Raw genomic sequence first — 22,991 nt, 5'->3', positions numbered from 1 at the left:
GGGTGATACAAATTGTCAGGAAAACTGCTCATTATCGGCTTTGGGCCGGGGAGTTTTGAACATATTACGAAGCGTGCACGGGAAGCGATTCAAGAGAGTGAAGTTATCATCGGATATAACACCTATGTTGATCTTATTGCAGGTCTGTTAACCGAACAGCAAGTAGTTCGAACAGGCATGACGGAAGAAGTGAGTCGTGCGCAAGAGGCTGTGCGGCAAGCGAAGCAGGGTAAGAAAGTTGCCGTTATTTCCAGTGGAGACGCCGGCGTATATGGGATGGCAGGTCTTGTCTATGAGGTGTTGATGGAACAAGGCTGGACCCGCGAGGATGGCGTCCAAGTAGAAGTGATTCCTGGCATTTCAGCTGTTCATTCGGCTGGATCTCTGCTAGGTGCTCCAATTATGCATGATTCTTGCACCATCAGCTTAAGTGATCATCTTACACCATGGGAGCTGATTGCGAAGCGGGTTGAGGCAGCGGGAATGGCTAATTTCGTTATTGCCCTCTATAACCCGCGAAGCGGTAGACGGACCAGACAAATTGTTGAGACTCAGCGCATCCTCCTTAAGTATCGTTCTCCTTTAACACCTGTTGGGATTGTCAAAAGCGCGTATCGAGATCGTCAACATGTTGTTGTGACGACGCTTGCTGATATGCTGAATCATGATATTGGCATGTTAACGACCATTATTATTGGTAATTCCGCAACCAAGCTGTATGACGGTCTCATCATTACACCACGCGGTTATCAGCGGAAATACACATTAGGGGCTGAAACACAGCCGCTCAAACCACATCAAAGGTTGAAATCCGAGGCTGAGCCCTGGGCTTTGGAACAATTGGATGAACAGGATTGGGATGACTCCATGGAGGAGTTCGATGAAGAAGATAAACTCTTGGATGGTGAGGTTACAGAAATGAAAGAACCTTCCCAGCTGAAGTCATCGCCGAATTTGTCGCCTAGTAACTCCTTGCAACTTGCAATGGAAGCTTTGCAGCTAGTATCAGTATCCAAAGGGAATGAAGTGGTGCCATTTGAATTTGATGAGAAGCTGACTGCGACCCAATCTATCTTTGAGTTTGCGGTAAGCCCAGGTATCGCTAATAAAAAGTTAACAGCAGCCCAACTGTGTGCATTAGGCGAGATTGTTGGAGATCGTGGAGATATTGAATACTCACCGCATCATCAACTGATTGTTCGTGTGCAAACCAAAAACCCTAAGCAGATTACATCCGAACTAAGTGCACTTGGTTTATTGTTATCACCGATTGGCGATGTTGCCCAAATCAAAGCATGCGACTTTTGCAATTTAGAAAAAGGTGAATCTATTCCTTATGCGGAAGCCATCCATCATCGAATTGGCAATCTAGAAGTACCTAAAGAGTTGAAAATTGGGTTCAACGGGTGTGGAATGGCTTGTTATGGGGCTGTTCAGCAAGATATCGGCATTGTCTACCGCAAAGAGAAATTCGATCTTTTTCTTGGCGGAAAAACAGTAGGACGAAATGCACATGCGGCTCAGCCTGTTGCAGAAGGAATTGACCCTGCAGAGCTTGTAGAATTAGTCGGCAGAATCGTGGAACGTTACCAAAAAGAAGGACATCCGAACGAACGGTTTCATAAATTTTTCAAGCGTGTCAAAGAAATTGAAGGCTACCGCCATCAAGAAATGGTAGGTTTCGTTATCGAAAATGCCATTTGCGGCGATTAGAATTAGGGGGAAATAAAGGATGAATGCTGCTTTATTTGTGGGTCATGGGAGTCGGGAAGAAGGCGGGAATGAGGAAGTACGCCTTTTTGTTTCAGAAATTGCGAGTAAGATGAAAGAGCAAATTGTGGAGACCTGTTTCCTGGAATTTGTTCAACCAACGATCATGCAAGGAATTGATCGCTGTGTAGAACTAGGGGCTACTCATATTGTGGTCATTCCAATTATCTTATTTGCGGCCGGGCATGCGAAAATTCATATCCCATCCGCTATTGATGATGCGAAATTAAAATATCCTTTGCTGAAATTTACATACGGTAGACCTATTGGGGTACACGAACAAATTCTCGATATTTTATCCTCCAGGGTAGAAGATCTCGGAGTTCAAGTGAAAGAGGACTTAGGTGAAACAGCTTTACTTATTGTTGGGCGTGGAAGCAGTGATGCAGATGCGAATAGCGATCTATTTAAAATCTCTCGCTTATTCTGGGAGAAGCTTCAGGTGAAATGGGTGGAAACAGCCTTTATTGGAGTTACAGCACCTCTGATGGATGCTGGGATTGAGCGCTGTTTGCTGCTCGGCGCGAAGAAGGTAATCATCTTGCCCTATTTCCTGTTCACAGGCGTTTTGATTGGGCGCATGGAACAAATGGTTCAAGGGTATCGGGAGACATATCCAGATAAACAATTCCAGATGGCTCCTTATTTCGGCTTCCATCCGCTGCTTCAAGAGATTCTGATTGGACGCGCGCAGGAAGCGCTTCAAGATGAAGTGAAGATGAACTGCGACATGTGCCAATATCGTCTAGAGGCGATGAAGCATATCGATCATCATCACCATCATGATCATGACGATCATCACCATCACGACCACGATCATGACCATCATGAACATGAGCATAAACACGACCACGATCACGATCATCACGCCCATGATCATGACCATGCTCATTCAAGAGGTGACAAACGATGATTCTCGTTCTTGCAGGTACGAGTGACGCCAGGGAGTTGGCGTTAGGAATTCGCGCAGCAGGTTATGTTGTGCTCACAACGGTTGTGACCGAAAGCGCAGCGAAGAGCATGGAAGCGGAAGGACTTGCGGTACTCACAGGTCGCTTAACAGCGGAAGATATGAATCAGCTAATTCAAGATAAAGGCTTACGCGTGGTCGTTGATGCGACCCATCCTTTTGCTGAGGAAGCGTCGAAGAATGCGATGGCGGCTGCTAAATTGGCGGCTGTTCCTTATGTGCGTTTCGAACGTCAGAGCTTGTCCATCGAACAAAGTGCACTTGTTACGACAGTTGATGATTATAAACAAGCTGCAGAATTAGCAGCTGAGAAGCGTGGCAGCATTATGCTGACAACCGGCAGCAAAACGTTGAAGATTTTTGCTGATCGTCTGATTGGGCTTCCCGATACGAGGCTCATTGCGCGGATGCTTCCGCGCCAAGATAATATGGAGAAATGCGAAGAACTGGGCATTGAGCAGAAAAATATTGTGGCTATGCAGGGCCCTTTTTCCAAAGAGTTAAATAAAGCTCTTTATGACCATTACAAAGTTAATTTGATGATAACGAAAGAAAGCGGGAAAGTCGGAGCCGTGGATGAGAAGCTTGAAGCAGCACTGGAAATGGGTATTCCGAGTATTGTGATAGGTAGACCGGAACTTGAATATGGGACGCTCTATTCTGACTTTCAAGGCGTTATACAATTTATAAACGATAGCATTCACATTCATAAGGAGGACTAAATAGATGGATTTTCATACGGATTTTAAGCCATTAACGGTACAACCACAAGAAATTGAAGAGAAAAGCTTTGAGATGATTACAGAAGAATTAGGCGAGCATACGTTTACTCCGGAGCAATACCCAGTTGTACAGCGTGTAATTCATGCATCAGCGGATTTTGAATTAGGACGAAGTCTTGTCTTTCATCCGAGAGCCATCGAAGCGGGGATTGCTGCCATTCGAGCTGGCAAAATCGTTGTGGCCGACGTTCAGATGGTACAAGTCGGGATTAGTAAGCCGCGTATTGAGCAATTCGGTGGCGATGTGAGAGTGTATATCTCGGATAAGGATGTCATGGAGGAAGCCAAGCGTCTGAACACGACACGAGCGATTATTTCCATCCGCAAAGCGATTAAGGAAGCGGATGGAGCTATCTATGCCATTGGGAATGCACCGACAGCCCTGCTGGAGCTGATTCGACTCGTCAAAGAAGGAATCGCGAAGCCAGGGCTCATCGTCGGTGTGCCGGTTGGATTCGTTTCCGCAGCGGAATCGAAGGATGAACTGGCCAAGCTGGACATCCCGTTCATCACGAACATTGGCCGCAAGGGCGGCAGTCCTGTTGCCGTTGCAGCCGTCAACGCGCTGTCGATTATGGCGGCGCGTAAGGAGTAGCGCCTATGGAGGAAGTACCGGGCAAGCCACTGCGCCACGGCTACACCACCGGCTCCTGCGCAACCGCAGGAGCCAAAGCAGCACTAGTGGCGCTCATCGAGCAAGCGCCACAAACGCACGTGCACATCCGTATCCCCATCGGGGAGACGGTTGAATTTGCCCTGCACAGCTGCACGTTCACGGAGCTGTGGGGCGAAGCCGCCCTCATCAAGGACGGCGGCGATGATCCCGATGCGACGCACGGTGCGGAGATCATCGTGCGCGTAAGCTTCCGTGCCGAGCCTGGCGCCGGCATCGATGGAGGCATTGGCGTCGGGCGCGTGACGAAGCCCGGCCTGCCAGTCGAGATCGGTCAAGCAGCGATTAACCCGGTCCCGCGGAAGATGATCCGCGAAACCGTGCAGGAAGTGCTTGACCATTACGAGATCGTGCACGGTGTAGACGTGCTCGTATCAGTGCCCGCCGGCGAAGAAATCGCCAAGAAGACGCTGAATGGGCGTCTTGGCATCCTCGGCGGCATCTCGATTCTCGGCACCCGTGGCACGGTGGTGCCATTCTCGAGTGCGGCCTACAAGGCCAGTGTCGCACAAGCGATTCGCGTTGCCGTGAAATGCGGCTGCAAGCATCTCGTGCTCTCGACTGGCGGCCGGACGGAAATATTCGGGATTAATATGTATCCCGAGCTTCCGGAGGAAGCTTTTATCGAGATGGGCGATTTCGTCGGGTTTTCTTTAATACAAGCCCAAAGACAAGGCATCCGTAAGGTGACGTTGGTCGGCATGATGGGCAAGTTCTCTAAGGTGGCACAAGGTGTGATGATGGTGCATTCGAAGAGTGCTCCAGTTGATTTTGGGTTTCTAGCACAGGTCGCGATCGAATCGGAAGCGTCCGATGCACTTGTTGAAGAAATTAGAGGTGCCAACACTGCCTCGCAGGTTGGAGATTTAATGGCTTCTACGGGGAATTTGCGTTATTTTGAGCGATTATGCGAGCGCTGCAACCTAGCTGGACTAGAAGAAGTTGCGAGAGACGGGTTTGATTTCATAGAAACAGCGATCATTTCAATGAAAGCTGAACTCTTAGGGAAATCGGCGATGGTGAAGCGGAGCGAGAATGGAGAGATGGCTTACGAATGAGTAGAAATGTGAAAGTGATTGGTGTTGGCGATAACGGACAAGGGAGCCTGCTCCCTTTATATATCAAATGGATTAATGAAAGTGAAGTACTTGTAGGCGGAGAGCGGAATCTTGCCTTTTTTCCTGAATATAAAGGCGAGAAAATCGTCATAAAAGGCAGCTTGCCAGAGCTCATGAGTAAACTTCAAAAAGAAGAACGTTCCATTGTCATCTTGGCTTCGGGCGACCCGCTCTTTTATGGGATTGGCGGTTATGTAGAGAAGAAGCTGGAAGGTGTGCAAATTTACCCGGCTGTTAGCTCGATTCAACTGGCATTTGCCCGGATGGGGGAAAGCTGGCACGATGCTTATATCACAAGCGTTCATGGACGGAGCATCAAAGGCTTGGCGCAGCGAATAGATGGGAAAGACAAAGTGGCCCTGCTCACGGATGAAACGAATTCACCGAGTGCGATTGCGGCTTATTTGCTTTCTTTTGGCATGACCGAATATCGTGCCTTTGTGGCAGAGAATTTGGAAGGAGCCGAAGAACGCTGTGGTTGGTACGATTTGGACCAGTTGGCCACGGAAACATTTTCACCACTCAATGTGGTTATTTTGAAAAAACAAGTCCCAGGTCCAGTTTGGCCGCTTGGCATTGAAGATGATCAGTTCGCCCAACGCAAACCGGATAAAGGGCTAATAACGAAAAAAGAAATTCGTGTATTAAGCATCAGTCAATTAGCTCTACAAGTGGATAGTGTCGTATGGGATATTGGAACTTGTACAGGCTCCATAGCCATTGAGGCGGCACGTATAGCTCGTGAAGGCGCCGTATTTGCCATCGAGAAAAACGAAGACGATCTCCAAAATTGCCTGGAAAACAGCGCCAAGTTTCGTGTTGATCTTACAGCTGTGCACGGCAGAGCACCAAAGGGTCTCGATACTTTCGCAGATCCGGATGCCATCTTTATTGGCGGAAGCGGTGGAGAGATGCAAGAGCTGCTAGAAATATGTGCAGCGAGACTGAAGCCGAACGGCAGGATTGTGTTGAATGCAGCGACGATAGAGACGTTATATGAGGCCGATAAGACGTTTACGAAGGTCGGGTTCACAACGCAGATATCGCTTGTACAAGTATCGCGCAGCAAGCCTATCCTTCATATGAAACGATTCGACGCACTGAATCCGATCTACATCATCACAGCACAGCGCAAGCAGACAGATATTGAGGGAGGTACAGGCGATGAGTAATCTTGGCACGCTATATGGTTTGGGTGTTGGCCCAGGCGATCCGGAATTAATTACGGTCAAGGCTTTTCGATTGTTAAAAGAATGTCCGGTCATCGCTTACCCAAGAAAGAAGCGTGGAGCTAAGAGCTATGCGCTAGCGATTACGGAGCTGTACGTGAATACGGAGCAAAAAGAAATGATGGGGCTCACTTTTCCAATGACAAGGGATAAAGAAGCGCTTGAAATACAGTGGACGAAGACGGTTGAAAGTGTTTGGGCACATTTGGTTCAAGGGAAAGATGTTGCCTTCGTGACGGAGGGCGACCCGATGATTTATAGCACCTACATTCACTTGATGCGTCTTATGAACGAAAGCCATCCTGAAGTAAAGGCTGTCTCCATTCCAGGGATTTCCTCGATTAACGCGTCTGCTTCCCGTCTGGGCATCCCTTTAGCGGATGGTGATGAGCAAATTGCCATCGTCCCGGCTGTGGACGACTACGACAAGATGCGCAAGGCCATTGAAGAACATGATTGTGTCGTGTTCATCAAGGTTGCTAAAGTGATAGATTTGATGCTATCCGTACTTCGTGATCTCGGACTCGTAAATAAAGCATCTGTTTTAACCAAAGTCACTTCCTCGGAGGAAGAAATTTGGCGTAATGTGGAAGAGTTGCAAGGACGAGAATTAGAATATCTAACCCTAATGGTGGTGAGAAAATAGATGAAACTCTATATTATTGGCGCGGGACCGGGAGATCCGGATTTGATCACTGTGAAAGGCTTAAAGCTTCTTCAACAAGCAGATGTTGTGATGTATACGGATTCGCTTGTGAATGAAGAATTGATCGCTAAAGCGAAGCCTGAAGCAGAAGTACTGAAAAGCTCGGGCATGGAGCTGGTGGAAATGGTTGGCATCATTGTCGACCGCCTTAAACAGGGGAAGATGGTCGTGCGCGTGCACACCGGAGATCCGGCTATGTTCGGTGCAACGATGGAACAAATTGCTCTGCTGCGTAAAGAAAACATTGGCTATGAAATTATTCCAGGCGTAAGCTCTGTTTTCGCTTCAGCCGCGGCTGTTGGCGCAGAGCTCACGATTCCAGATCTTACCCAAACGGTTATTCTAACTCGAGCGGAAGGCCGTACGCCAGTGCCGGAGCTTGAGAAATTGTGCGACCTTGCTGCACATCATTGTACAATCGCTTTGTTCCTGAGTGCTACTTTAATCAAGAAAGTAGTTAGCGAGTTTATTGAGGCAGGGTGGAGCGAGGAGACACCTGTTGCGGTCGTTCAGCGTGCTACGTGGCCGGATCAGCTAATTGTTCGTACAACGGTAGGAAAGCTGGAAGAGGATATGCGGAGCCGTGGTATCCGTTCGCATGCGATGATTTTGGCAGGCTGGGCGTTGGATCCGGAAATTCACGGCAAAGAGGAGTATCGCTCCAAATTATACGATAAATCATTTACACACCGTTTCCGCAGAGGTGTTAAGCCATGACGATTAGTCTTGAAGAGGGAGTCATTCCTGTTATACGACAACAAAATGACTATGCGATCGTAGCTATTACGAAGCATGGTGTCGAGATTGCACGTAAGCTGAATGAGCAAATGAGCGGCACGGATGTCTATTACATGAGCAAATTCGTCAAAGGTGATGAAGAGCAGCGCTCGATACAAATGTTTGAGGGCAGTGTTCGTTTATTATTTCCTGCACTATTTCCCGCATACCAAGGACTTATTATCATCATTTCCCTAGGAGCCGTTGTTCGTATGATTGCTCCATTACTGAAAGATAAGAAGAAAGATCCTGGTGTTGTTGTTATTGATGATAATGGGGAGCATGTCATCAGCGTGCTTTCTGGGCATTTGGGTGGCGCAAATGAGCTAACTCATGAGGTTGCAGCTGCTATTCATGCAAGGGCTGTGATTACTACGGCATCGGATGTTCAGAAAACGATTCCTGTTGATCTCTTCGGCCGTCGTTTCGGCTGGGTTTGGGAATCGGCAGATAAACTGACCCCGGTCAGCGCTGCTGTCGTTAATGAAGAGCGAATTGCTGTTATTCAGGAATCGGGTGAACCGAATTGGTGGACGCATGAGCGACCTATACCCGCCAATATTAGGCGGTTTACATCGATTTCGGAAGGTCGAGCAAGCGAGCCGAATGCCGTCCTGCTCATCACGCATCGACTTCTGGGGCTAGAGGAGGAAAGCATTCTAACTAACGGTGTGCTGTACAGGCCGAAAGTTATTATTCTAGGAATAGGCTGTAACCGCGGTACTTCAGCTGATGAAATTGAACAAGTCATACAATTAACACTTGAAGAGCTATCATTTTCCATACGAAGCGTGAAAGCAGTCTGTACGATCGATTTGAAGAAGGACGAATTAGGCTTGCTCGAGGTTACTCGTAATCATGGCTGGGAGTTCATCACCTATACACCTGAAGAGTTGAACACCGTGACCGTGGAGGCACCTTCCGAGACTGTGTATCAGTTTACTGGAGCGTATGCGGTAAGTGAGCCGGCTGTTAAGCTTTACACGGGCCAAGATAAACTAGCATTAGTTAAGAAGAAATCAGGAAATGTCACAATTTCTGTGGGATTACTCGACTTTACTGGTTCTGCTCCATTTGAACGAGGTGGCTTGTGATGGATCGGCGGATTGTCATTGCAGGCACAGGCAGTGGTGTAGGGAAGACCACCTTGACCATCGGTATTATGGCTGCTTTACAGAAACGAAGAATTACGGTTCAGGGATTTAAGTGTGGTCCCGATTATATTGATCCAACCTATCATTCGGCAGTGACAGGAAGGCCTTCACGCAACTTGGATTCATGGATGACTGGGCGTGAAGCGGTGAAGGAAATATTTGAGCGAGGAAGTCAAGCTTCAGATATCTCAATTATCGAAGGTGTTATGGGGATGTTTGATGGCAAAAACCCAATGACTGACGAAGGCAGTACCGCGGATATAGGACGCATTCTAGGTGCTCCGATCGTGTTAATTGTCAACATTGCCAGTATGGCAAGAAGCGCCGCTGCGATCGTGAAAGGCTTTCAGCAGTTTGGTCAAGGCGATAATATTGTAGGTGTCATTGCCAATCGAGCAGGCAGCGAAGGGCATTATAAGATGGTTAAGCAAGCTATCGAACAGGAATGCGGTGTTCCTGTCCTTGGGTTTCTGCCTCGCGACGTGAACATTGAACTTCCTGAAAGGCACTTAGGTCTGGTTCCATCGATTGAGCGAGGCGAGCTCCAACCTTTTTTTGAGCTTTTGGCTGACAAAGTGACGGCACATATAGATTTGGACCTTTTGTTGGATTTAGCCGCAGCTGAGCCGATAGATTGTAAATCCGTTTTGTTTACAAGCAATGATCAACTTAAGGAACCTAAACGGGTTAAAATCGCGATCGCCAAAGATGCCGCATTCCACTTTTATTATCCGGAAAATCTGGAACTGTTAGAGGCGGGAGGCGCGGAATGTGTTTTCTTTTCACCGCTTGCAGGTGAAGAGGTTCCTCCTGATGCGGATGGACTTTACATTGGTGGAGGGTTTCCCGAGGAATTCGCAGAGCGATTAGCTGCCGAAGAAGGGGTTAAGGCGTCTGTCCGCAGCCGAATTGAGGAAGGAATTCCGACACTCGCTGAATGCGGTGGATTTATGTTCCTCACGGAACAAATTGTAGATACGACAGGAAATGAATTTCCAATGGTTGGCATGATCCCCGGAAAAGTCAACATGCAGACGAAGTTAGCAGCTTTAGGTTACCGCGAGGCTGCTGGTGTAGAGGGAAACTTTTTGCTGCCCTTAGGTGAAGAGGCTCGCGGCCATGAATTTCATTATTCAACTTTTCAAGCTAAAGAGGGTGCGGATGTGAAAGCTGCCTTTCAATCGAAGGGCAGGCTTGGAACCAAAGCAGATGGGTATCTCACCGGGAATCTTGTTGCCGGCTATACACATTTGCATTTCGCATCTAATCCGAACATGGTGAAGGAATGGATTCATGCGTGTAAGCAGTATCAGCAAAATCGTAAATAACAATGAAACCCCTTAGCTAGTTAGCTAGGGGGTTTCGTCATGCCATTATTTTATGAATGTAAGAGCTTGATCCGCAATTGAATATTTGTAACGGTCAAGACAGTTGCAAAGGTAATCTTTGCGACAGATCGGGCAAGGTTCTTTCATCAATCTATTCAAATCAGTCACTTTGCCGATACCGGTTTCGGAATCTCTTTCGAAGAAAAGACGGCATTTATTGCGGTCTTTCAGTGAGACAACGACTTCGAAAAGACCATTTTTTTTGTTATCACTAACTATTGTTGCATCTACTACCTGCGGATCGTATGCCATGGTAATTCCTCCTAAGAGTTTTGCTTTAGCAAAACTTTCTACGTAAGCTTAAGCATAAACTAGCATTTTCGTATAGGGATCTTTGACCTGCGATCAAAGTCTCACCTCGTTGTTTAGCTTGTGCGCATTAGTATATTATATAAATAAAAAAGATTTAATTCAATAGGAGGGCCAACACTCGTGATTATGGACTATTGTGAGCAGGAAATGACTGAAGGCAAGGTACAGCTGCACATCGGCCTTCAATTTGAAGATGAGCCAGATTCCTTATATGTAGCGGAGTTAGAGCTAGGAGATAACGGAGTTGTAAGGGAGTGGAAGCTGTTCTTTAACGGGTTTGACTGTAACTATACCTTTCGTCCTGCGGAAAGAGAAGCGTTAGTCCGTTATGCAGCCGAACAAGGAATCACGATCCATGAGCTTAATGAAGCATGAAAAAAGGAATCGTCACCATGCGAATGGTTCAAATTCCTTGATTTGTGTTTATCATTTTGTTTAGTTAGTAATTGTTTCAATGTAGGCGTCGTTTTGGTTACTGGGTTGACTCCATGCCAATGCAGCCGATGGATAGCAGGATCGAGCTTGCCTTCGCGCAAACTTCGTTGTCGATTTTTTTGTGCTTGAGTTCGTGACATTAGGATTCCTCTTTTCCTTTTATAAATTTGATTGTCATTCAAGTTAATTTTAAAGAATCATTTGGCCAAGAGCAATGGAAAGTTTTCTTATAACTTATAAATTCAACTCATTTTAGAAAAGGGTGATAGCTTTGCGTATTCAAATTCAACTAGCCGTATCAGGCGAATTGGTTAAGCAGGATGTACTTGAAATTGCGGAATATAAACTTGGTGAAATGACGGATGAAGAAATCGAGAGTGCGATTGAAATAAAAATCCGCACATGGGTAGATCGCATGGTGCAAGTTGAATGGGAAGTTCTTGAATAACGAAGCATGGAACTTTGATTGAAAAGAGCTCCGAAGTGGGTGAATCCCCTTCGGAGCTCTTTGTGTGCAATTTTATGTATGTTTAGTGAATGATGTTGCCCACTCCTGTTTTTTGCAAGGCGTGCTCCCAGCTAGGGTAGTAATACAGGGCGTTTTTCATAAGGTCAGGATGCAGCTTCTTCACATTTTTTTTGGCTAGCGACTCCCCGGTGTTGTGAAGCTGTACAATGTGGCCTAACACTTCGTCTGCGCTCATGTTTAGCTCCATGGATGTTTGATCTCCTTTCGATAAGAATATAACCCAATACTTGCCATTGGATGGGTAAAATATACATAGAATATAGTGGCAAAGGGCAAAATAAGTGGGCCAAGAGACGAAAGGAAAGTCGGTGTCTATCATGAATTGGCCCTCGTTGTCATTGTTTTCTTCGAAGCCGCTGCCGCTCTGCAAAGGGAAGATTAGCGTAGGGGCGATTACGAAAGTATTGCTGCGTGATTTGCCGCAAGGCCGAATCGTTGTTCTTCAGCACCGTGACTTGGATGAAGTCATTGCACAGGAACTCATCGATCGTAAAGTCAAAGCGATCATTAATTGCCACCAAACGATGAGTGGCACATATCCGACCCAAGGACCCCTGTTGCTGCTGCAGCAGCATATACCGATTTGGGAAGTGGAGTCGTCAGCGTTCGAAGTTTTTGAATCGAATAAGGAGATTGCGATTTATGAGGATAGGATCATCGTCGAAGATCAGCATATCTCCTGTACCGCATTTACACGTGAGAATTGGATGAGCTTGCAGCAGCTTGCGAATGATCAATCGTCAAGGCTGTTAGAGCAATTTATTGATAATACGTTAACCTATGCAATTCGGGAGAAGCGAGCTCTTATGGAGCCACTGCCCTCATTACCCCTAAGGGTGAATTGCGAGGGTAAGCATGTGTTGGTTGTTTCCAGAAGGAAGGGGTATAAGAAGGATTTGCTAGCTGCAAAAGCTTTTATCTCAATGGTCAATCCGATTCTGATTGGGGTGGATGGGGGAGCCGACGCACTGCTGGAGTGCGGTTATCAGCCGCATCTTATCGTAGGCGATATGGACAGTGTGACGGATCGAGCACTTTCGTGCGGTGCGGAGCTAATTGTCCATGCTTACCCGAATGGAACGGCACCGGGAATGGCTAGATTGACTGCATTAGGGTTATTCGCGCACGTACTGCCTTGCTTCGGAACTAGTGAGGATGCGGCGCTCTTACTTGCCTTTGAGCAGCGGGGGGAGTGGCTAGTTACGGTTGGTGCACATACCCACATGATTGATTTTCTGGAAAAAGGAAGGGAAGGCATGGGAAGCACACTTCTTGTTCGGATGAAGGTAGGGGCACGTTTGGTCGATATCAAAAGTGTAGGCGCCTTGTATAAGCAGCCCTATCTATGGACGAAAGAGGCAGGTACCACTTTGTTTCTTTCACTTTTCTTTATTGCTTTAGGGCTTTTTCAGCTTCACTGGATTTTGAAACGAGTTACTCACGTTGTTTGGAAGCTTGGAGGTGAAGGATGAAACCATATCTATCCATCATTATTCCAGCTTGGAATGAAGCAAGCACGATTCCGTGTACACTTCAACATCTGTTGAATCAGTCGGACTTCATTAGAGGGGCGGGGATGAGCTTCGAAATTATTGTGGTCGACGATGGCAGCGTCGATAATACCTACGAGGCTGCTTGGCCTTGGGTGGATAAGCTGATCAAGCATGACCGCCGCCGCGGCAAAGGAGCGGCGATGCAATCAGGTGTCGCCAAGGCACGCGGCGACCTGCTGCTCTTCCTTGACGCCGACCTGCAGGATACGGCCGGAGAGGCGCTCGTCCTCATCGAGCCGCTGCTGCGGCGCGAAGCGGATATGGCGATAGCGAAGCTGCCGCCGTCCACCGCCAAAGCAGGCTTCGGCTTGGTCAAGGGTATGGCCCGCCGCGGTATTCACCGGCTCAGCGGCTATAAGACCGAAGCTCCCTTGTCGGGACAGCGCGCGGTGCGTGCTGATCGGCTGCGGGAGCTTGGGGGGTTCGCGCACGGCTTCGGCGTAGAAGTCGCGCTAACGATCGATGCGGTGCGGCATGGCCTGCGCATCGTGGAGCTGGATGTGCCCATCACGCACCGTGAAACGGGGCGGGATTGGCACGGGTGCGTGCACCGCGGCAAGCAGTTCGCCGAGGTTGGTTTGACGCTGCTGACTCGCTGGAAAGGGAGGAAGCGGGTATGGTTATCATCGGATCGATCCTCGATCTGATTGTGCTTGGAGCGGCAGGGTGGTGGATGCTGCCGCATGTAAGGCGCTTTCTGGAGGCCCATGGGCAGGTGGGGCCGAACTATCTTGGTCACCCCATCCCTCGCGGGATGGGGGGCGTACTTTGGTTGCTCTTATGGCTTCAGGAGCTGGTTCTTCAAGGTGCTGTAAGGTTAGAATCTTCAGGCTTGATGGGCGAAAGTTCATTCCTGAAAGAGATTAGTTCCCTTGAAGTGAATAATCGAGTATTCACTTTTACTGCTACATTCATTTTTTTATTAGGTTGGACAGATGATTTAATAGGCAGTAAAGCCGTAAAAGGTCTAAAGGGACACTTCCAATATTGGATGGAGTCAAAGACTTTATCGATGGGAGCCGTTAAGGCGTTAGGCACAGTAACAATTGCCGCATGGCTTGTTGTAGCGGTTGGAAACGATCAAACCCCCATCTGGCAGATGGGGGTTGAGCTAATACTGCTGATACTCATGACGAATACCTTGAATTTGCTTGACGTTCGTCCAGGGCGTTCATTAAAAGCATTTTTGGGTAGTTCTTGTGTGGTATTGTTCGTGGGCTTGTATTTTTTGGACTTGGAAACGAGTGTGTTTTTTCCAATGATCCCGGTATGCATGGGTGGATTGATTCTTTATAGCCTTGATATTCGAGGCCTAGTGATGCTTGGTGATGCCGGATCGAATCTACTTGGTTTTACATTAGGTTATGGAATCATCATGATCTTGCCTTGGGAAGCACAATGTGTGATTGTAGCTGTAATCGGCTTCCTTCATAAACAAGCGGAGGTGAGTTCCATTACGCAAATGATTGAACAGAACCGATTCCTTCATTGGTTAGATCGTTTAGGCCGGACTTGAAAGTTCGGTCTATTTGCGGCGGTTTGGTTTAAATCTGGGTGCTACATAATTTCGTTTACGATCACGGAAAAACGTCCATCCCCCAATAAAAGCAACACCTAGAAGAAACAAAATAAGCCCAAGGATAAATTTTCCCCACAGGATATGACCGTCCGTATCGAATTGAGCGAAAAAGGCGTCCTTCATGGCAAGGAATCCATAGGTCGCTGTCAAACCGGGAATAACGAGAAGAAGAATAGCAATAAATCGATAAAATGGTGCTCTCATAGCTGCTCCTTACTTTGCATGATACATGTTTTTCTATCATCATACTCTGAATCTGTTAGTGTGTCTAATTCACAAATAAGACTATGATTTGGTAACCAAAAAAGGGTAATATAATAGAGAGAAGTGTATACATATGAGGTAGTAATCGTTTAATAGGGAGGAAATACATAATGAGTGAACATAGATATGATGTCGTAGTTCTTGGTGGTGGTATTGGAGGTTATACCGCGGCTATACGGGCTGCACAATTAGGGAAAACGGTGGCTGTCGTGGAAAGGGACAAGCTTGGAGGCACTTGTTTACATCAAGGCTGTATTCCAAGTAAATCTCTCCTTCGAAGTGCTGAAGTCTACGCAACAATGAAGAAAAGTGAGGATTATGGCATTTCTGCTGAGTCCATTGAAGTGAAGTTTGATAGTGTGCTTAACCGTAAACAACGTATTGTTGATCAACTGCATCAAGGACTGCAATTCCTGATGAAGAAAAATAAAATCACGGTCCATTACGGCAATGGCCGCATAATTGGACCTTCTATCTTTTCTCCACGCAGCGGTGCTGTTTCTGTAGAGAAGGAAGACGGGGATATCGAAACGCTTTTATCGAGTAATTTGATCATTGCTACAGGCTCCAGACCGCGTAGTTTACCAGGATTAGAGATCGATGGTACCCATATTTTAACGAGTGAAGACGCTTTGCGTATGGAGAACCTTCCAAAGTCAATCATTATTGTCGGTGGTGGTGTGATCGGTGTAGAATGGGCTTCGATGTTGAGCGATTTCGGCGTAGCGGTTACCATAGTTGAGCTGGATAAACGATTAGTGAGCTTAGAAGATGCGGATATTTCCAAAGAGCTGGAGCGTTTGTTTAAGAAACGCGGCATTAACTTGGTTACTGGTGCAAAAGTGCTTCCTGATTCCGTGAAGGTGACGGAAGGCAGTGTTACATTACAAGCGGACAAGCAAGGAGAGATCGTTGAATTAACGGCAGATAAGGTGCTTGTATCTGTTGGGCGCGTAGCCAATATTGAGGGAATCGGGCTTGAAAATACAGATATTAAAATAGATAAAGGCGTCATTCGTGTGAATCGATTCATGCAAACGACAGAATCACACATCTATGCGGTTGGCGACGTTATTGGGGGACTCATGCTGGCGCATATGGCCGGTCATGAAGGGATTTTGGCAGCGGAGCACCTGGCCGGTCAAACTCCGCATGAGCTGCAAGCGCATCTCGTTTCAAGATGTACGTATACAAGACCAGAGATCGCTAGTGTTGGTTGGACCGAACAACAGGCTGTCGATCAAGGACACAAGGTGAAAATTGGCAAATTCAGCTTTAAAGGGATTGGAAAAGCACTTGTATATGGAGATACAGATGGCTTCGTAAAGGTGATAGCAGATAGCGAAACGAATGACATTCTGGGTGTACACATGATTGGACCGCATGTGACGAACAGCATATCCGAAGCAGCGCTTGCCCAGGTGCTGAATGCGACGCCTTGGGAAGTGGGCCAAACCATCCATCCACATCCAACTTTGTCGGAAGCATTAGGAGAAGCGATGCTGGCCGTCGATGGGATTGCAATTAGCGGATAAAAATTGTAATCATAAACATTTGCGTTTATAATAAGCATATAGAGTCAAGTACTAGGACCAGGTAATAAATTTATGTGGTACCTAAAATTTCTAAAGGAGGCAACCTCCATGTCTATTGGTCAACTATATAAACATAGAAGTTTAGGTTTGTCTGACGACGAAGCCGTTCGTATGTATACAGTCATGAGTCTTGCTGCTAAATATGATGAGCGAGCTTTCATGCTTCAACGCGCAGGTAAAATACCTTTTCACGTATCTGGAATGGGACAATATGCCGGTCAGGTAGGGATGGCTTTTGCGATGAAAGCGCAAAAAGATTATTTCTTGCCCTATTATCGTGACTATGCGTTTGTACTTTCTGTAGGCATGACGGTGAGGGATTTAATGCTTGCGGTTTTTTGCAAAGCAGAAGACGTCAACAGTGGTGGAAGGCAAATGGCTGGTCACTTTGGCGATAAGAAAAATCATATAGTTACAGGGTCGTCCCCTGTTACGACCCAAGTGCCGCATGCTGCTGGTATCGCACTTGCAGCCAAAATGAAAAAGCAAGACTTCGTCACATTTGTTTCCTTCGGCGAAGGCTCAAGCAATCAAGGGGATTTCCACGAAGGCTGTAATTTCGCGGGTGTACATAAACTGCCTGTTATTTTCGTTTGTGAAAATAATCAATACGCGATTTCCGTTCCTCTTCATAAACAAGTGGCAGGGAAAATCGCTGATCGTGCGCTGGGGTATGGGTTCCCAGGTATTCAAGTAGATGGCAGTGATGTATTAGAAATGTATCGGGTGACGAAGGAAGCAAGAGAAAGAGCAGCTCGTGGCGAAGGTCCAACGCTCATCGAAATGATTTCCTATCGACTCATGCCTCATTCAACGTCGGATGATGACATGCTGTACCGGACGAAAGAAGAAGTAGAACAGAACCGTCAAAAAGATGGCATCCTTAAGTTCAAAGAATATTTAATGGAATGCGGACTATGGAGTGAAGATCAAGATCGTGACCTTCAGGAACGGCAAAAGCAAGAGATTAATGAAGCTACAAAGTATGCGGATCTCGCGCCTTATCCGAAACCGGAAGATACGCTCCTTCATGTTTACGCGGAAGGAGATGACCAATAAATTATGGCTGTAATTACATATTTGGAAGCAATCCGCTCTGCCATGCAGGAGGAAATGCAGCAGGATGATAACGTCTTCGTACTCGGTGAAGATGTTGGTAAAGGTGGTGTCTTGAACACGACCAAAGGGCTGCGTGATTTGTTTGGTGAAGAGCGTGTACTTGACACGCCGCTAGCAGAGTCTGCCATCGTAGGTGTGGCTATTGGTGCGGCGATGTATGGGATGAAACCGATCGCCGAAATTCAGTTTGCTGATTTCATCTTCCCAGCAACGAATCAAATTCTTAGTGAAGCAGCTAAGATTCGTTATCGTTCTAATAATGACTGGACATGCCCAATTGTCATTCGTGCTCCATACGGTGCGACCGGAGCAGGTGCCTTATACCATTCCCAATGTCCGGAATCTGTTTTCTTTGGCACACCGGGTGTTAAGATCGTAGCGCCTTCGAATCCATATGATGCTAAGGGTCTGCTGAAGGCAGCAATCCGAGATGCTGATCCTGTGTTATTCTTCGAGCACAAGAAGTGCTATCTGGCACTATCTGCGGACGTACCAGATGACGATTATATCGTGCCGATCGGCAAGGCCGACATCAAACGTCAGGGCACAGACATTACAGTTATCGCCTACGGCATGGTTGTAAATTATGCCTTACAAGCAGCTGAAGAGCTTGCGAAGGAAGGTATTTCCGCACACGTACTTGACCTGCGCTCCCTACAGCCACTTGACAAAGAGGCTATTTTGGAGGCTGCTAGGAAAACAGGCAAAGTGCTCATCGCCCATGAAGACAACAAAACTGGTGGCGTTGGCGCAGAAGTGTCGGCGATTATCGCCGAAGAAATGCTGTTCGAACTAGATGCGCCTATCGCAAGACTTTGTGGCCCAGACGTTCCGGCAGTGGGCAGCAATCCACCCATGGAGAAATTTTTCCTTCTCAATGCAGATAAGCTGAAGGATGCCATGCACCAGCTTGCTATGTTCTAATTTACATATCTAAATTCCTTATATTGATCATTTCCTGAACTTAGGAGGTACACCCATGAACCAAACCAACAGCCGACTAACCGAGGTAACGGTCCCGCATCTAGCGGAGAGCCTCGTTTCGGCTACAATAGGCAAATGGCTCAAGAAGCCTGGCGATTATATTGAACAATACGATGTGCTTTGTGAGCTTTTCACAGAGAAAGTGAATACGGAAATGCCTTCACCAATTGAAGGTACACTTGTAAAAATTATTGTCGGCGATGGCGAGACAGCTGCTGTTGGCGAAGCCATTTGTTTGATTGAAGAGCCGGGTGCAGCTTTAGCGAACGGAGCATCAACCGCAGGAGCTGCAGCTGCTAGTCATGCTGGAACCGCGCTGGCGGAAGACTCAGACCAAAGCATGCGTGGTCGTTATTCTCCAGCTGTGCAAAGGCTTGCGCAAGACAATCGTGTAGATTTGTCTCGCGTTGCGGGGACGGGTCTTGGCGGAAGAATTACGCGTAAGGACGTTGAGCAATTCATCGCCTCCGGTGGAGCGAATGCAGCTCCTGCCGCAGTGCAAACAAATCAACCGGCAGCTGCAGTTGCTCCTCAAACCGCTGCACAAGCAGATTCGCAGCAGGCTCACCAGCCTGTTCGCAGCTCTGGCATCCATCTGTCAGCTAATCCACAAACGCCGCTGATTGAAGCGGAAGGACATTCATTAGACGCTCGCAATGAGCATTTCATTGACGTAACGCCAATGCGCAATGCCATTGCTTCAAAAATGCGCCAGAGTGTAACAGAAATTCCGCATGCTTGGACAATGATTGAGGTCGATGTAACGAATCTTGTTGTTCTGCGGAATAAAGTGAAAGACGAGTTTATGCGCCGAGAAGGCATTAACTTAACGTATTTGGCATTCATGCTGAAGGCGGTTGTCAATGCCATTAAGGATTACCCGATCATCAACTCCGTATGGGCCGTCGATAAAATTATCGTGAAACGCGATATTAACATTTCGTTGTCCGTAGGAACGGAAGATTCGGTCTTAACTCCGGTTATCAAAAAAGCGGATCAAAAAAATATCGCAGGACTAGCTAGAGAAATTGATGAATTGACGAAGAAGACACGCGCGGGGAAATTATCGCTGAATGATATGGTTGGCGGGACATTTACTGTAAATAATACAGGCTCCTTCGGTTCGATTCTGTCTTACCCGATCATCAACTACCCACAAGCAGCTATTGTGACCTTCGAATCGATTGTGAAGAAGCCTGTCGTTATTCAAGATATGATTGCGGTTCGTTCGATGGTTAACCTTTGTTTGTCCCTGGATCACCGTATTCTTGATGGTGTCATCTGTGGCAGGTTCTTACAGAGAGTGAAAGAAAATTTAGAAAGCTATAACGCAGATACAAAGATTTATTAAACTATGAATCAAAAAATAATCCCGCAGTAAACAATATGCTTGATAGCACCATCGTGATCAGCATTAGGTAAATCACGATTTTAAACCAACGCTTATTCTGTAACAAAAGATTCACTCCTTTTTCGTGAAAAAGCTTGTACGGTTTTATTGTAACTCATAGAGTGTATCGGAGGAAAGTACATGATTCAGCAAAATCGTTTGGTGGAAGAGTTCATCTCCCTTGTGCAAGTAGACAGCGAGACCCGATTTGAGCAAGAGATTTGTGTCGTTCTTAAAGAAAAGTTCAGTCGTTTAGGGTTGCATGTTGTGGAAGATAATTCGATGGCGAAAAGCGGCCACGGATCAGGGAATTTGATCTGTACACTTGAAGCAACCGACAGCAACGCAGCAATTCCGACTATTTTCTTCACTTCTCATATGGATACGGTAGCTCCTGGGAAAGGTATCAAACCGCAAATTGGCGATGATGGCTATATCCGCAGCGATGGAACTACGATTCTTGGCAGCGATGATAAAGCGGGTATCGCGGCGATGATCGAAGGCATTCAAGTGTTAAAAGAGCAAAACATCCCACATGGCCGCGTTCAATTCGTTATTACGGCAGGGGAAGAGAGCGGTCTGAAAGGCGCCCGCGCGATGGATCGCAGCGTTATGGAAGCTGAGTTCGGCTTTGCACTTGATTCTAACGGCGCCATTGGCGATATTGCAACAGCAGCGCCTGGGCGTGCAGAAATAGAAATTATATTCCACGGAAAATCGGCTCATGCCGGTGTTAATCCTGAAGATGGCATCAGTGCCATCCAAGTAGCGAGTAAAGCGGTTTCGCGTATGTCGCTCGGTCGAATTGACAGCGAAACGACTGCGAATATTGGCAGTTTCTCAGGCGTAGGTCCTTTGAATGTTGTGTGCGATAAAGTGAAAATGGAAGCGGAAGCACGCAGTATCGTTCAGCATAAGCTGGAAGCGCAAATCGCAGCGATGAAAGAGGCTTGTGAATCAGCTGCAGCTGATGCTGGCACCACATGCGAGTTTAACGCGGATATTGTGTATGCCTCCTATATGCATGATGACACTGCTCCGATTGTACAATTGACCGCTAGAGCACTCTCAACAATGGGATTGACAGCTCGAACATTCCACTCCGGTGGCGGCAGTGATGCGAATATCTTCAACGGAATGGGCATACCAACGGTTAATCTCGCTGTTGGTTATCATGAAATCCATACAACAAAAGAACATATTGCCATTAGTGATTTAGTCAAAACGGCTGAATTACTCGTTGCTCTCGTGAAGGAAGCTGCGAAAGTTTAATTCACCATTTTCTAGAAAACCGATTAGTCTGTGCCAATTTTCATGGCAGGGCTGGTCGGTTTTTTTATTCACTCACCCGATATAGTGGGGTAAAACGAAAACAATCCACATATGCTTCGAGTAAGACACGTCCAGGAAGGGGAAACTGGCTTGATGATGCGGGATGAGGGTACGGTTGCGGATATTGTTTCGGTCAGAGAGGGACTACAGATTGTTACGGTATGGATGCGGAGCGGTGCGCTTGAGCGCGCTGTACACTACACCGATACTATGCCTTTGTTAAGTCCAGGGGACGTGGTTAATTTAAATGTAACAGCCATGAAGTTGAGGTTAGGTTCAGGGGGGTTTCATATCGTAATATCAATTCGTAACCGAAAATCGGATCACCATGTAGCATCTAAACCTTCAAATGGACACATCATGAAGCTCAAATATACCCCGATGCAGCGAAGTGTGTTCGCTATTGAAGAGCCTGCCAGCTCGTTTCATTCTGTGTTTCAAGGTGACATGAATCTAGAGGGGATGCCCGTCTTACTGGGAGAATTGCACAGTATGCTGCCTGTCGTGATGTGCTGGCTCAGATATCGACATCAACAAAGAAAATCATCTGATCGTGCTTTGGAGGTGGCCTATATCATGACAGATGGGGGGGCTCTTCCACTTGCATGGAGTGAGCATGTGGCCATACTTGAGAATATGGAATGGCTTAAAACCACCATTACTTATGGTCAAGCTTACGGAGGTAAGGTGGAGGCGGTTAACAAATATAGCGCATTAGTTGCAGCGAAGCATATAGTCAAGGCAGATATCAGTGTTGTAACCATGGGGCCAGGCATCGTGGGAACGAATACCCGATACGGTTTTTCAGGTCTTGAGGTTGGTGAGCTCGTAAATGCTGTATACGCTCTTGGTGGGATTCCAGTGGTCATTCCGAGAATTTCTTTTGCTGATCCAAGGATTCGGCATCAGGGCATTAGTCATCATACGCTTACTGCGCTGCAGCTGGCAGCGAGATGTCCGGCTGTAGTGCCTCTCCCACTTTTGGAAGCGAAAGAAAGTGCTGTTGTACAGAAACAAGCGCAGAATCTGCAGCTGCACCGAATTGTAGGCATGCCGAGCCCATCGATTGCAGAAATCACTGAAGCTTTTTCCATGTATCCACAGCCCATTACCTCGATGGGAAGGGAATTATCGCAGGACCCGGCTTATTTCCAAGCGATTTGTGCGGCTGCGGATTGTGCAAACCAGTTACATAATCCATTAGGGTAATGGTATTTCCACCTTGCTGCAGCATGAGCTGCAATTGACGCTTGATTTCCCAGGCTTTCCCTACAAGTCGAATTTGACGGTCATTTACATAGCTCTTCATATCCATTTTCCTCTTTTCAGGTG

At 47.0% G+C, this 22,991-nt stretch carries 27 protein-coding genes; 21 read left to right on the top strand and 6 right to left on the bottom strand.

The window, feature by feature from the left end:
- Window positions 1-12: 12 nt before the first annotated feature.
- From cobJ to GC098_RS12450, 10 genes are read left to right on the top strand one after another with little or no spacing between them, the layout of a single operon-like run.
- Entirely contained in the window at window positions 13-1,713 is a 1,701-nt protein-coding gene (gene cobJ, locus GC098_RS12495) for a precorrin-3B C(17)-methyltransferase (RefSeq protein ID WP_171643467.1), read from the top strand.
- A gap of 19 nt (window positions 1,714-1,732) precedes the next feature.
- Window positions 1,733-2,683, top strand: a complete 951-nt coding sequence (locus GC098_RS12490; RefSeq protein WP_171643466.1) for a sirohydrochlorin chelatase — start codon at window positions 1,733-1,735, stop codon at window positions 2,681-2,683.
- Window positions 2,680-3,462: a precorrin-6A reductase gene (cobK, locus tag GC098_RS12485; protein ID WP_171643465.1), complete on the top strand. Its 783-nt coding sequence runs from the start codon at window positions 2,680-2,682 to the stop codon at window positions 3,460-3,462. Before GC098_RS12490 ends, cobK begins: the two co-directional genes overlap by 4 nt.
- A gap of 4 nt (window positions 3,463-3,466) precedes the next feature.
- Window positions 3,467-4,117 (top strand): precorrin-8X methylmutase, encoded by a 651-nt coding sequence (locus GC098_RS12480; RefSeq protein ID WP_171643464.1) that lies wholly within the window; start codon window positions 3,467-3,469, stop codon window positions 4,115-4,117.
- 5 nt (window positions 4,118-4,122) lie between these two features.
- The gene (locus GC098_RS12475) at window positions 4,123-5,253 is read left to right on the top strand and encodes a cobalt-precorrin-5B (C(1))-methyltransferase (protein WP_171643463.1); all 1,131 of its coding nucleotides are present in this window, start codon (window positions 4,123-4,125) and stop codon (window positions 5,251-5,253) included.
- Complete coding sequence (cbiE, locus tag GC098_RS12470) at window positions 5,250-6,485, top strand: precorrin-6y C5,15-methyltransferase (decarboxylating) subunit CbiE (protein WP_171643462.1); 1,236 nt, start codon at window positions 5,250-5,252, stop codon at window positions 6,483-6,485. Before GC098_RS12475 ends, cbiE begins: the two co-directional genes overlap by 4 nt.
- Window positions 6,478-7,188 (top strand): precorrin-2 C(20)-methyltransferase, encoded by a 711-nt coding sequence (gene cobI / locus GC098_RS12465; RefSeq protein WP_171643461.1) that lies wholly within the window; start codon window positions 6,478-6,480, stop codon window positions 7,186-7,188. Before cbiE ends, cobI begins: the two co-directional genes overlap by 8 nt.
- Window positions 7,189-7,965, top strand: a complete 777-nt coding sequence (gene cobM / locus GC098_RS12460; RefSeq protein WP_171643460.1) for a precorrin-4 C(11)-methyltransferase — start codon at window positions 7,189-7,191, stop codon at window positions 7,963-7,965.
- On the top strand, window positions 7,962-9,119 hold the full coding sequence (locus GC098_RS12455; protein WP_171643459.1) for a cobalt-precorrin 5A hydrolase: 1,158 nt from the start codon (window positions 7,962-7,964) through the stop codon (window positions 9,117-9,119). The genes cobM and GC098_RS12455 overlap by 4 nt, the downstream gene beginning before the upstream one ends.
- Window positions 9,119-10,507, top strand: coding sequence for a cobyrinic acid a,c-diamide synthase CobB (locus GC098_RS12450; protein ID WP_171643458.1), 1,389 nt, complete (start codon window positions 9,119-9,121; stop codon window positions 10,505-10,507). The genes GC098_RS12455 and GC098_RS12450 overlap by 1 nt, the downstream gene beginning before the upstream one ends.
- A gap of 45 nt (window positions 10,508-10,552) precedes the next feature.
- On the opposite strand, the gene GC098_RS12445 is transcribed toward GC098_RS12450, so the two are convergent.
- Complete coding sequence (locus GC098_RS12445) at window positions 10,553-10,819, bottom strand: hypothetical protein (RefSeq protein ID WP_029192924.1); 267 nt, start codon at window positions 10,817-10,819, stop codon at window positions 10,553-10,555.
- 180 nt (window positions 10,820-10,999) lie between these two features.
- Between GC098_RS12445 and GC098_RS12440 the strand changes: the two genes are divergently transcribed.
- Window positions 11,000-11,254 (top strand): hypothetical protein, encoded by a 255-nt coding sequence (locus tag GC098_RS12440; RefSeq protein ID WP_171643457.1) that lies wholly within the window; start codon window positions 11,000-11,002, stop codon window positions 11,252-11,254.
- Here the strand turns inward: GC098_RS12440 and brfA are convergent.
- The gene (gene brfA, locus GC098_RS42000) at window positions 11,206-11,454 is read right to left on the bottom strand and encodes a ribosome rescue factor BrfA (protein WP_512698996.1); all 249 of its coding nucleotides are present in this window, start codon (window positions 11,452-11,454) and stop codon (window positions 11,206-11,208) included. The two genes, GC098_RS12440 and brfA, sit on opposite strands and share 49 nt — an antisense overlap.
- A gap of 122 nt (window positions 11,455-11,576) precedes the next feature.
- Here brfA and GC098_RS12435 point away from each other — a divergent pair, with 122 nt between their 5' ends.
- Window positions 11,577-11,762 (top strand): hypothetical protein, encoded by a 186-nt coding sequence (locus GC098_RS12435; protein WP_312880084.1) that lies wholly within the window; start codon window positions 11,577-11,579, stop codon window positions 11,760-11,762.
- Between the two features lie 82 nt (window positions 11,763-11,844).
- Here GC098_RS12435 and GC098_RS12430 read toward each other — a convergent pair whose 3' ends face one another.
- Complete coding sequence (locus GC098_RS12430) at window positions 11,845-12,030, bottom strand: hypothetical protein (RefSeq protein WP_171643455.1); 186 nt, start codon at window positions 12,028-12,030, stop codon at window positions 11,845-11,847.
- Between the two features lie 130 nt (window positions 12,031-12,160).
- On the opposite strand from GC098_RS12430, the gene steA reads away from it, so the two are divergent.
- The 3 genes from steA to GC098_RS12415 are packed head-to-tail and all read left to right on the top strand — an operon-like array spanning window position 12,161 to window position 14,912.
- Window positions 12,161-13,315 carry a putative cytokinetic ring protein SteA gene (gene steA / locus GC098_RS12425; protein WP_171643454.1) on the top strand — a complete coding sequence of 385 codons (1,155 nt, stop codon included), beginning with the start codon at window positions 12,161-12,163 and terminating at the stop codon, window positions 13,313-13,315.
- Window positions 13,312-14,043, top strand: a complete 732-nt coding sequence (locus tag GC098_RS12420) for a glycosyltransferase family 2 protein (RefSeq protein ID WP_171643453.1) — start codon at window positions 13,312-13,314, stop codon at window positions 14,041-14,043. The genes steA and GC098_RS12420 overlap by 4 nt, the downstream gene beginning before the upstream one ends.
- Complete coding sequence (locus GC098_RS12415) at window positions 14,013-14,912, top strand: hypothetical protein (protein WP_171643452.1); 900 nt, start codon at window positions 14,013-14,015, stop codon at window positions 14,910-14,912. Before GC098_RS12420 ends, GC098_RS12415 begins: the two co-directional genes overlap by 31 nt.
- A gap of 9 nt (window positions 14,913-14,921) precedes the next feature.
- On the opposite strand, the gene GC098_RS12410 is transcribed toward GC098_RS12415, so the two are convergent.
- Window positions 14,922-15,179, bottom strand: coding sequence for a DUF2627 domain-containing protein (locus GC098_RS12410; protein ID WP_029192929.1), 258 nt, complete (start codon window positions 15,177-15,179; stop codon window positions 14,922-14,924).
- 170 nt (window positions 15,180-15,349) lie between these two features.
- Between GC098_RS12410 and lpdA the strand changes: the two genes are divergently transcribed.
- The 4 genes from lpdA (at window position 15,350) to GC098_RS12390 (ending at window position 20,288) form a co-directional block, all read left to right on the top strand.
- On the top strand, window positions 15,350-16,774 hold the full coding sequence (gene lpdA / locus GC098_RS12405) for a dihydrolipoyl dehydrogenase (RefSeq protein WP_171643451.1): 1,425 nt from the start codon (window positions 15,350-15,352) through the stop codon (window positions 16,772-16,774).
- A gap of 108 nt (window positions 16,775-16,882) precedes the next feature.
- Complete coding sequence (locus GC098_RS12400) at window positions 16,883-17,893, top strand: thiamine pyrophosphate-dependent dehydrogenase E1 component subunit alpha (RefSeq protein WP_171643450.1); 1,011 nt, start codon at window positions 16,883-16,885, stop codon at window positions 17,891-17,893.
- A 3-nt stretch (window positions 17,894-17,896) separates the two neighbouring features.
- Complete coding sequence (locus GC098_RS12395) at window positions 17,897-18,877, top strand: alpha-ketoacid dehydrogenase subunit beta (protein WP_057306382.1); 981 nt, start codon at window positions 17,897-17,899, stop codon at window positions 18,875-18,877.
- A 55-nt stretch (window positions 18,878-18,932) separates the two neighbouring features.
- The gene (locus GC098_RS12390; RefSeq protein WP_171643449.1) at window positions 18,933-20,288 is read left to right on the top strand and encodes a dihydrolipoamide acetyltransferase family protein; all 1,356 of its coding nucleotides are present in this window, start codon (window positions 18,933-18,935) and stop codon (window positions 20,286-20,288) included.
- Between the two features lies 1 nt (window position 20,289).
- On the opposite strand, the gene prli42 is transcribed toward GC098_RS12390, so the two are convergent.
- A complete protein-coding gene (gene prli42, locus GC098_RS12385) occupies window positions 20,290-20,403 on the bottom strand; it encodes a stressosome-associated protein Prli42 (RefSeq protein WP_312880083.1) in 114 nt (37 codons plus the stop codon).
- Between the two features lie 65 nt (window positions 20,404-20,468).
- Here prli42 and GC098_RS12380 point away from each other — a divergent pair, with 65 nt between their 5' ends.
- Entirely contained in the window at window positions 20,469-21,599 is a 1,131-nt protein-coding gene (locus GC098_RS12380; RefSeq protein ID WP_171643447.1) for a M20/M25/M40 family metallo-hydrolase, read from the top strand.
- 111 nt (window positions 21,600-21,710) lie between these two features.
- Window positions 21,711-22,868, top strand: coding sequence for a DUF3866 family protein (locus tag GC098_RS12375; protein WP_171643446.1), 1,158 nt, complete (start codon window positions 21,711-21,713; stop codon window positions 22,866-22,868).
- On the opposite strand, the gene mciZ is transcribed toward GC098_RS12375, so the two are convergent.
- The gene (mciZ, locus tag GC098_RS41550) at window positions 22,768-22,974 is read right to left on the bottom strand and encodes a Z-ring formation inhibitor MciZ (RefSeq protein ID WP_376773862.1); all 207 of its coding nucleotides are present in this window, start codon (window positions 22,972-22,974) and stop codon (window positions 22,768-22,770) included. The two genes, GC098_RS12375 and mciZ, sit on opposite strands and share 101 nt — an antisense overlap.
- Between the last annotated feature and the right edge of the window lie 17 nt (window positions 22,975-22,991).

This window comes from Paenibacillus phytorum (assembly GCF_013141715.1).
GTDB classification, from domain to species: Bacteria; Bacillota; Bacilli; order Paenibacillales; family NBRC-103111; genus Paenibacillus_E; species Paenibacillus_E phytorum.
Note: the sequence above shows the minus strand (reverse complement) of the source record. Positions and strands in the feature narration are given on the sequence as shown.

What these genes read in the sequence shown, in the direction of transcription:
- GC098_RS12490 (WP_171643466.1), top strand. Translation starts at nt 1,733, where the DNA reads ATGAATGCTGCTTTATTTGTGGGTCATGGGAGTCGGGAAGAAGGCGGG.
- cobK (WP_171643465.1), top strand. Translation starts at nt 2,680, where the DNA reads ATGATTCTCGTTCTTGCAGGTACGAGTGACGCCAGGGAGTTGGCGTTA.
- GC098_RS12480 (WP_171643464.1), top strand. Translation starts at nt 3,467, where the DNA reads ATGGATTTTCATACGGATTTTAAGCCATTAACGGTACAACCACAAGAA.
- GC098_RS12475 (WP_171643463.1), top strand. Translation starts at nt 4,123, where the DNA reads ATGGAGGAAGTACCGGGCAAGCCACTGCGCCACGGCTACACCACCGGC.
- cbiE (WP_171643462.1), top strand. Translation starts at nt 5,250, where the DNA reads ATGAGTAGAAATGTGAAAGTGATTGGTGTTGGCGATAACGGACAAGGG.
- cobI (WP_171643461.1), top strand. Translation starts at nt 6,478, where the DNA reads ATGAGTAATCTTGGCACGCTATATGGTTTGGGTGTTGGCCCAGGCGAT.
- cobM (WP_171643460.1), top strand. Translation starts at nt 7,189, where the DNA reads ATGAAACTCTATATTATTGGCGCGGGACCGGGAGATCCGGATTTGATC.
- GC098_RS12455 (WP_171643459.1), top strand. Translation starts at nt 7,962, where the DNA reads ATGACGATTAGTCTTGAAGAGGGAGTCATTCCTGTTATACGACAACAA.
- GC098_RS12450 (WP_171643458.1), top strand. Translation starts at nt 9,119, where the DNA reads ATGGATCGGCGGATTGTCATTGCAGGCACAGGCAGTGGTGTAGGGAAG.
- GC098_RS12445 (WP_029192924.1), bottom strand. Translation starts at nt 10,819, where the DNA reads ATGGCATACGATCCGCAGGTAGTAGATGCAACAATAGTTAGTGATAAC.
- brfA (WP_512698996.1), bottom strand. Translation starts at nt 11,454, where the DNA reads ATGTCACGAACTCAAGCACAAAAAAATCGACAACGAAGTTTGCGCGAA.
- GC098_RS12430 (WP_171643455.1), bottom strand. Translation starts at nt 12,030, where the DNA reads ATGGAGCTAAACATGAGCGCAGACGAAGTGTTAGGCCACATTGTACAG.
- steA (WP_171643454.1), top strand. Translation starts at nt 12,161, where the DNA reads ATGAATTGGCCCTCGTTGTCATTGTTTTCTTCGAAGCCGCTGCCGCTC.
- GC098_RS12420 (WP_171643453.1), top strand. Translation starts at nt 13,312, where the DNA reads ATGAAACCATATCTATCCATCATTATTCCAGCTTGGAATGAAGCAAGC.
- GC098_RS12415 (WP_171643452.1), top strand. Translation starts at nt 14,013, where the DNA reads ATGGTTATCATCGGATCGATCCTCGATCTGATTGTGCTTGGAGCGGCA.
- GC098_RS12410 (WP_029192929.1), bottom strand. Translation starts at nt 15,179, where the DNA reads ATGAGAGCACCATTTTATCGATTTATTGCTATTCTTCTTCTCGTTATT.
- lpdA (WP_171643451.1), top strand. Translation starts at nt 15,350, where the DNA reads ATGAGTGAACATAGATATGATGTCGTAGTTCTTGGTGGTGGTATTGGA.
- GC098_RS12400 (WP_171643450.1), top strand. Translation starts at nt 16,883, where the DNA reads ATGTCTATTGGTCAACTATATAAACATAGAAGTTTAGGTTTGTCTGAC.
- GC098_RS12395 (WP_057306382.1), top strand. Translation starts at nt 17,897, where the DNA reads ATGGCTGTAATTACATATTTGGAAGCAATCCGCTCTGCCATGCAGGAG.
- GC098_RS12390 (WP_171643449.1), top strand. Translation starts at nt 18,933, where the DNA reads ATGAACCAAACCAACAGCCGACTAACCGAGGTAACGGTCCCGCATCTA.
- GC098_RS12380 (WP_171643447.1), top strand. Translation starts at nt 20,469, where the DNA reads ATGATTCAGCAAAATCGTTTGGTGGAAGAGTTCATCTCCCTTGTGCAA.
- GC098_RS12375 (WP_171643446.1), top strand. Translation starts at nt 21,711, where the DNA reads ATGCTTCGAGTAAGACACGTCCAGGAAGGGGAAACTGGCTTGATGATG.
- mciZ (WP_376773862.1), bottom strand. Translation starts at nt 22,974, where the DNA reads ATGGATATGAAGAGCTATGTAAATGACCGTCAAATTCGACTTGTAGGG.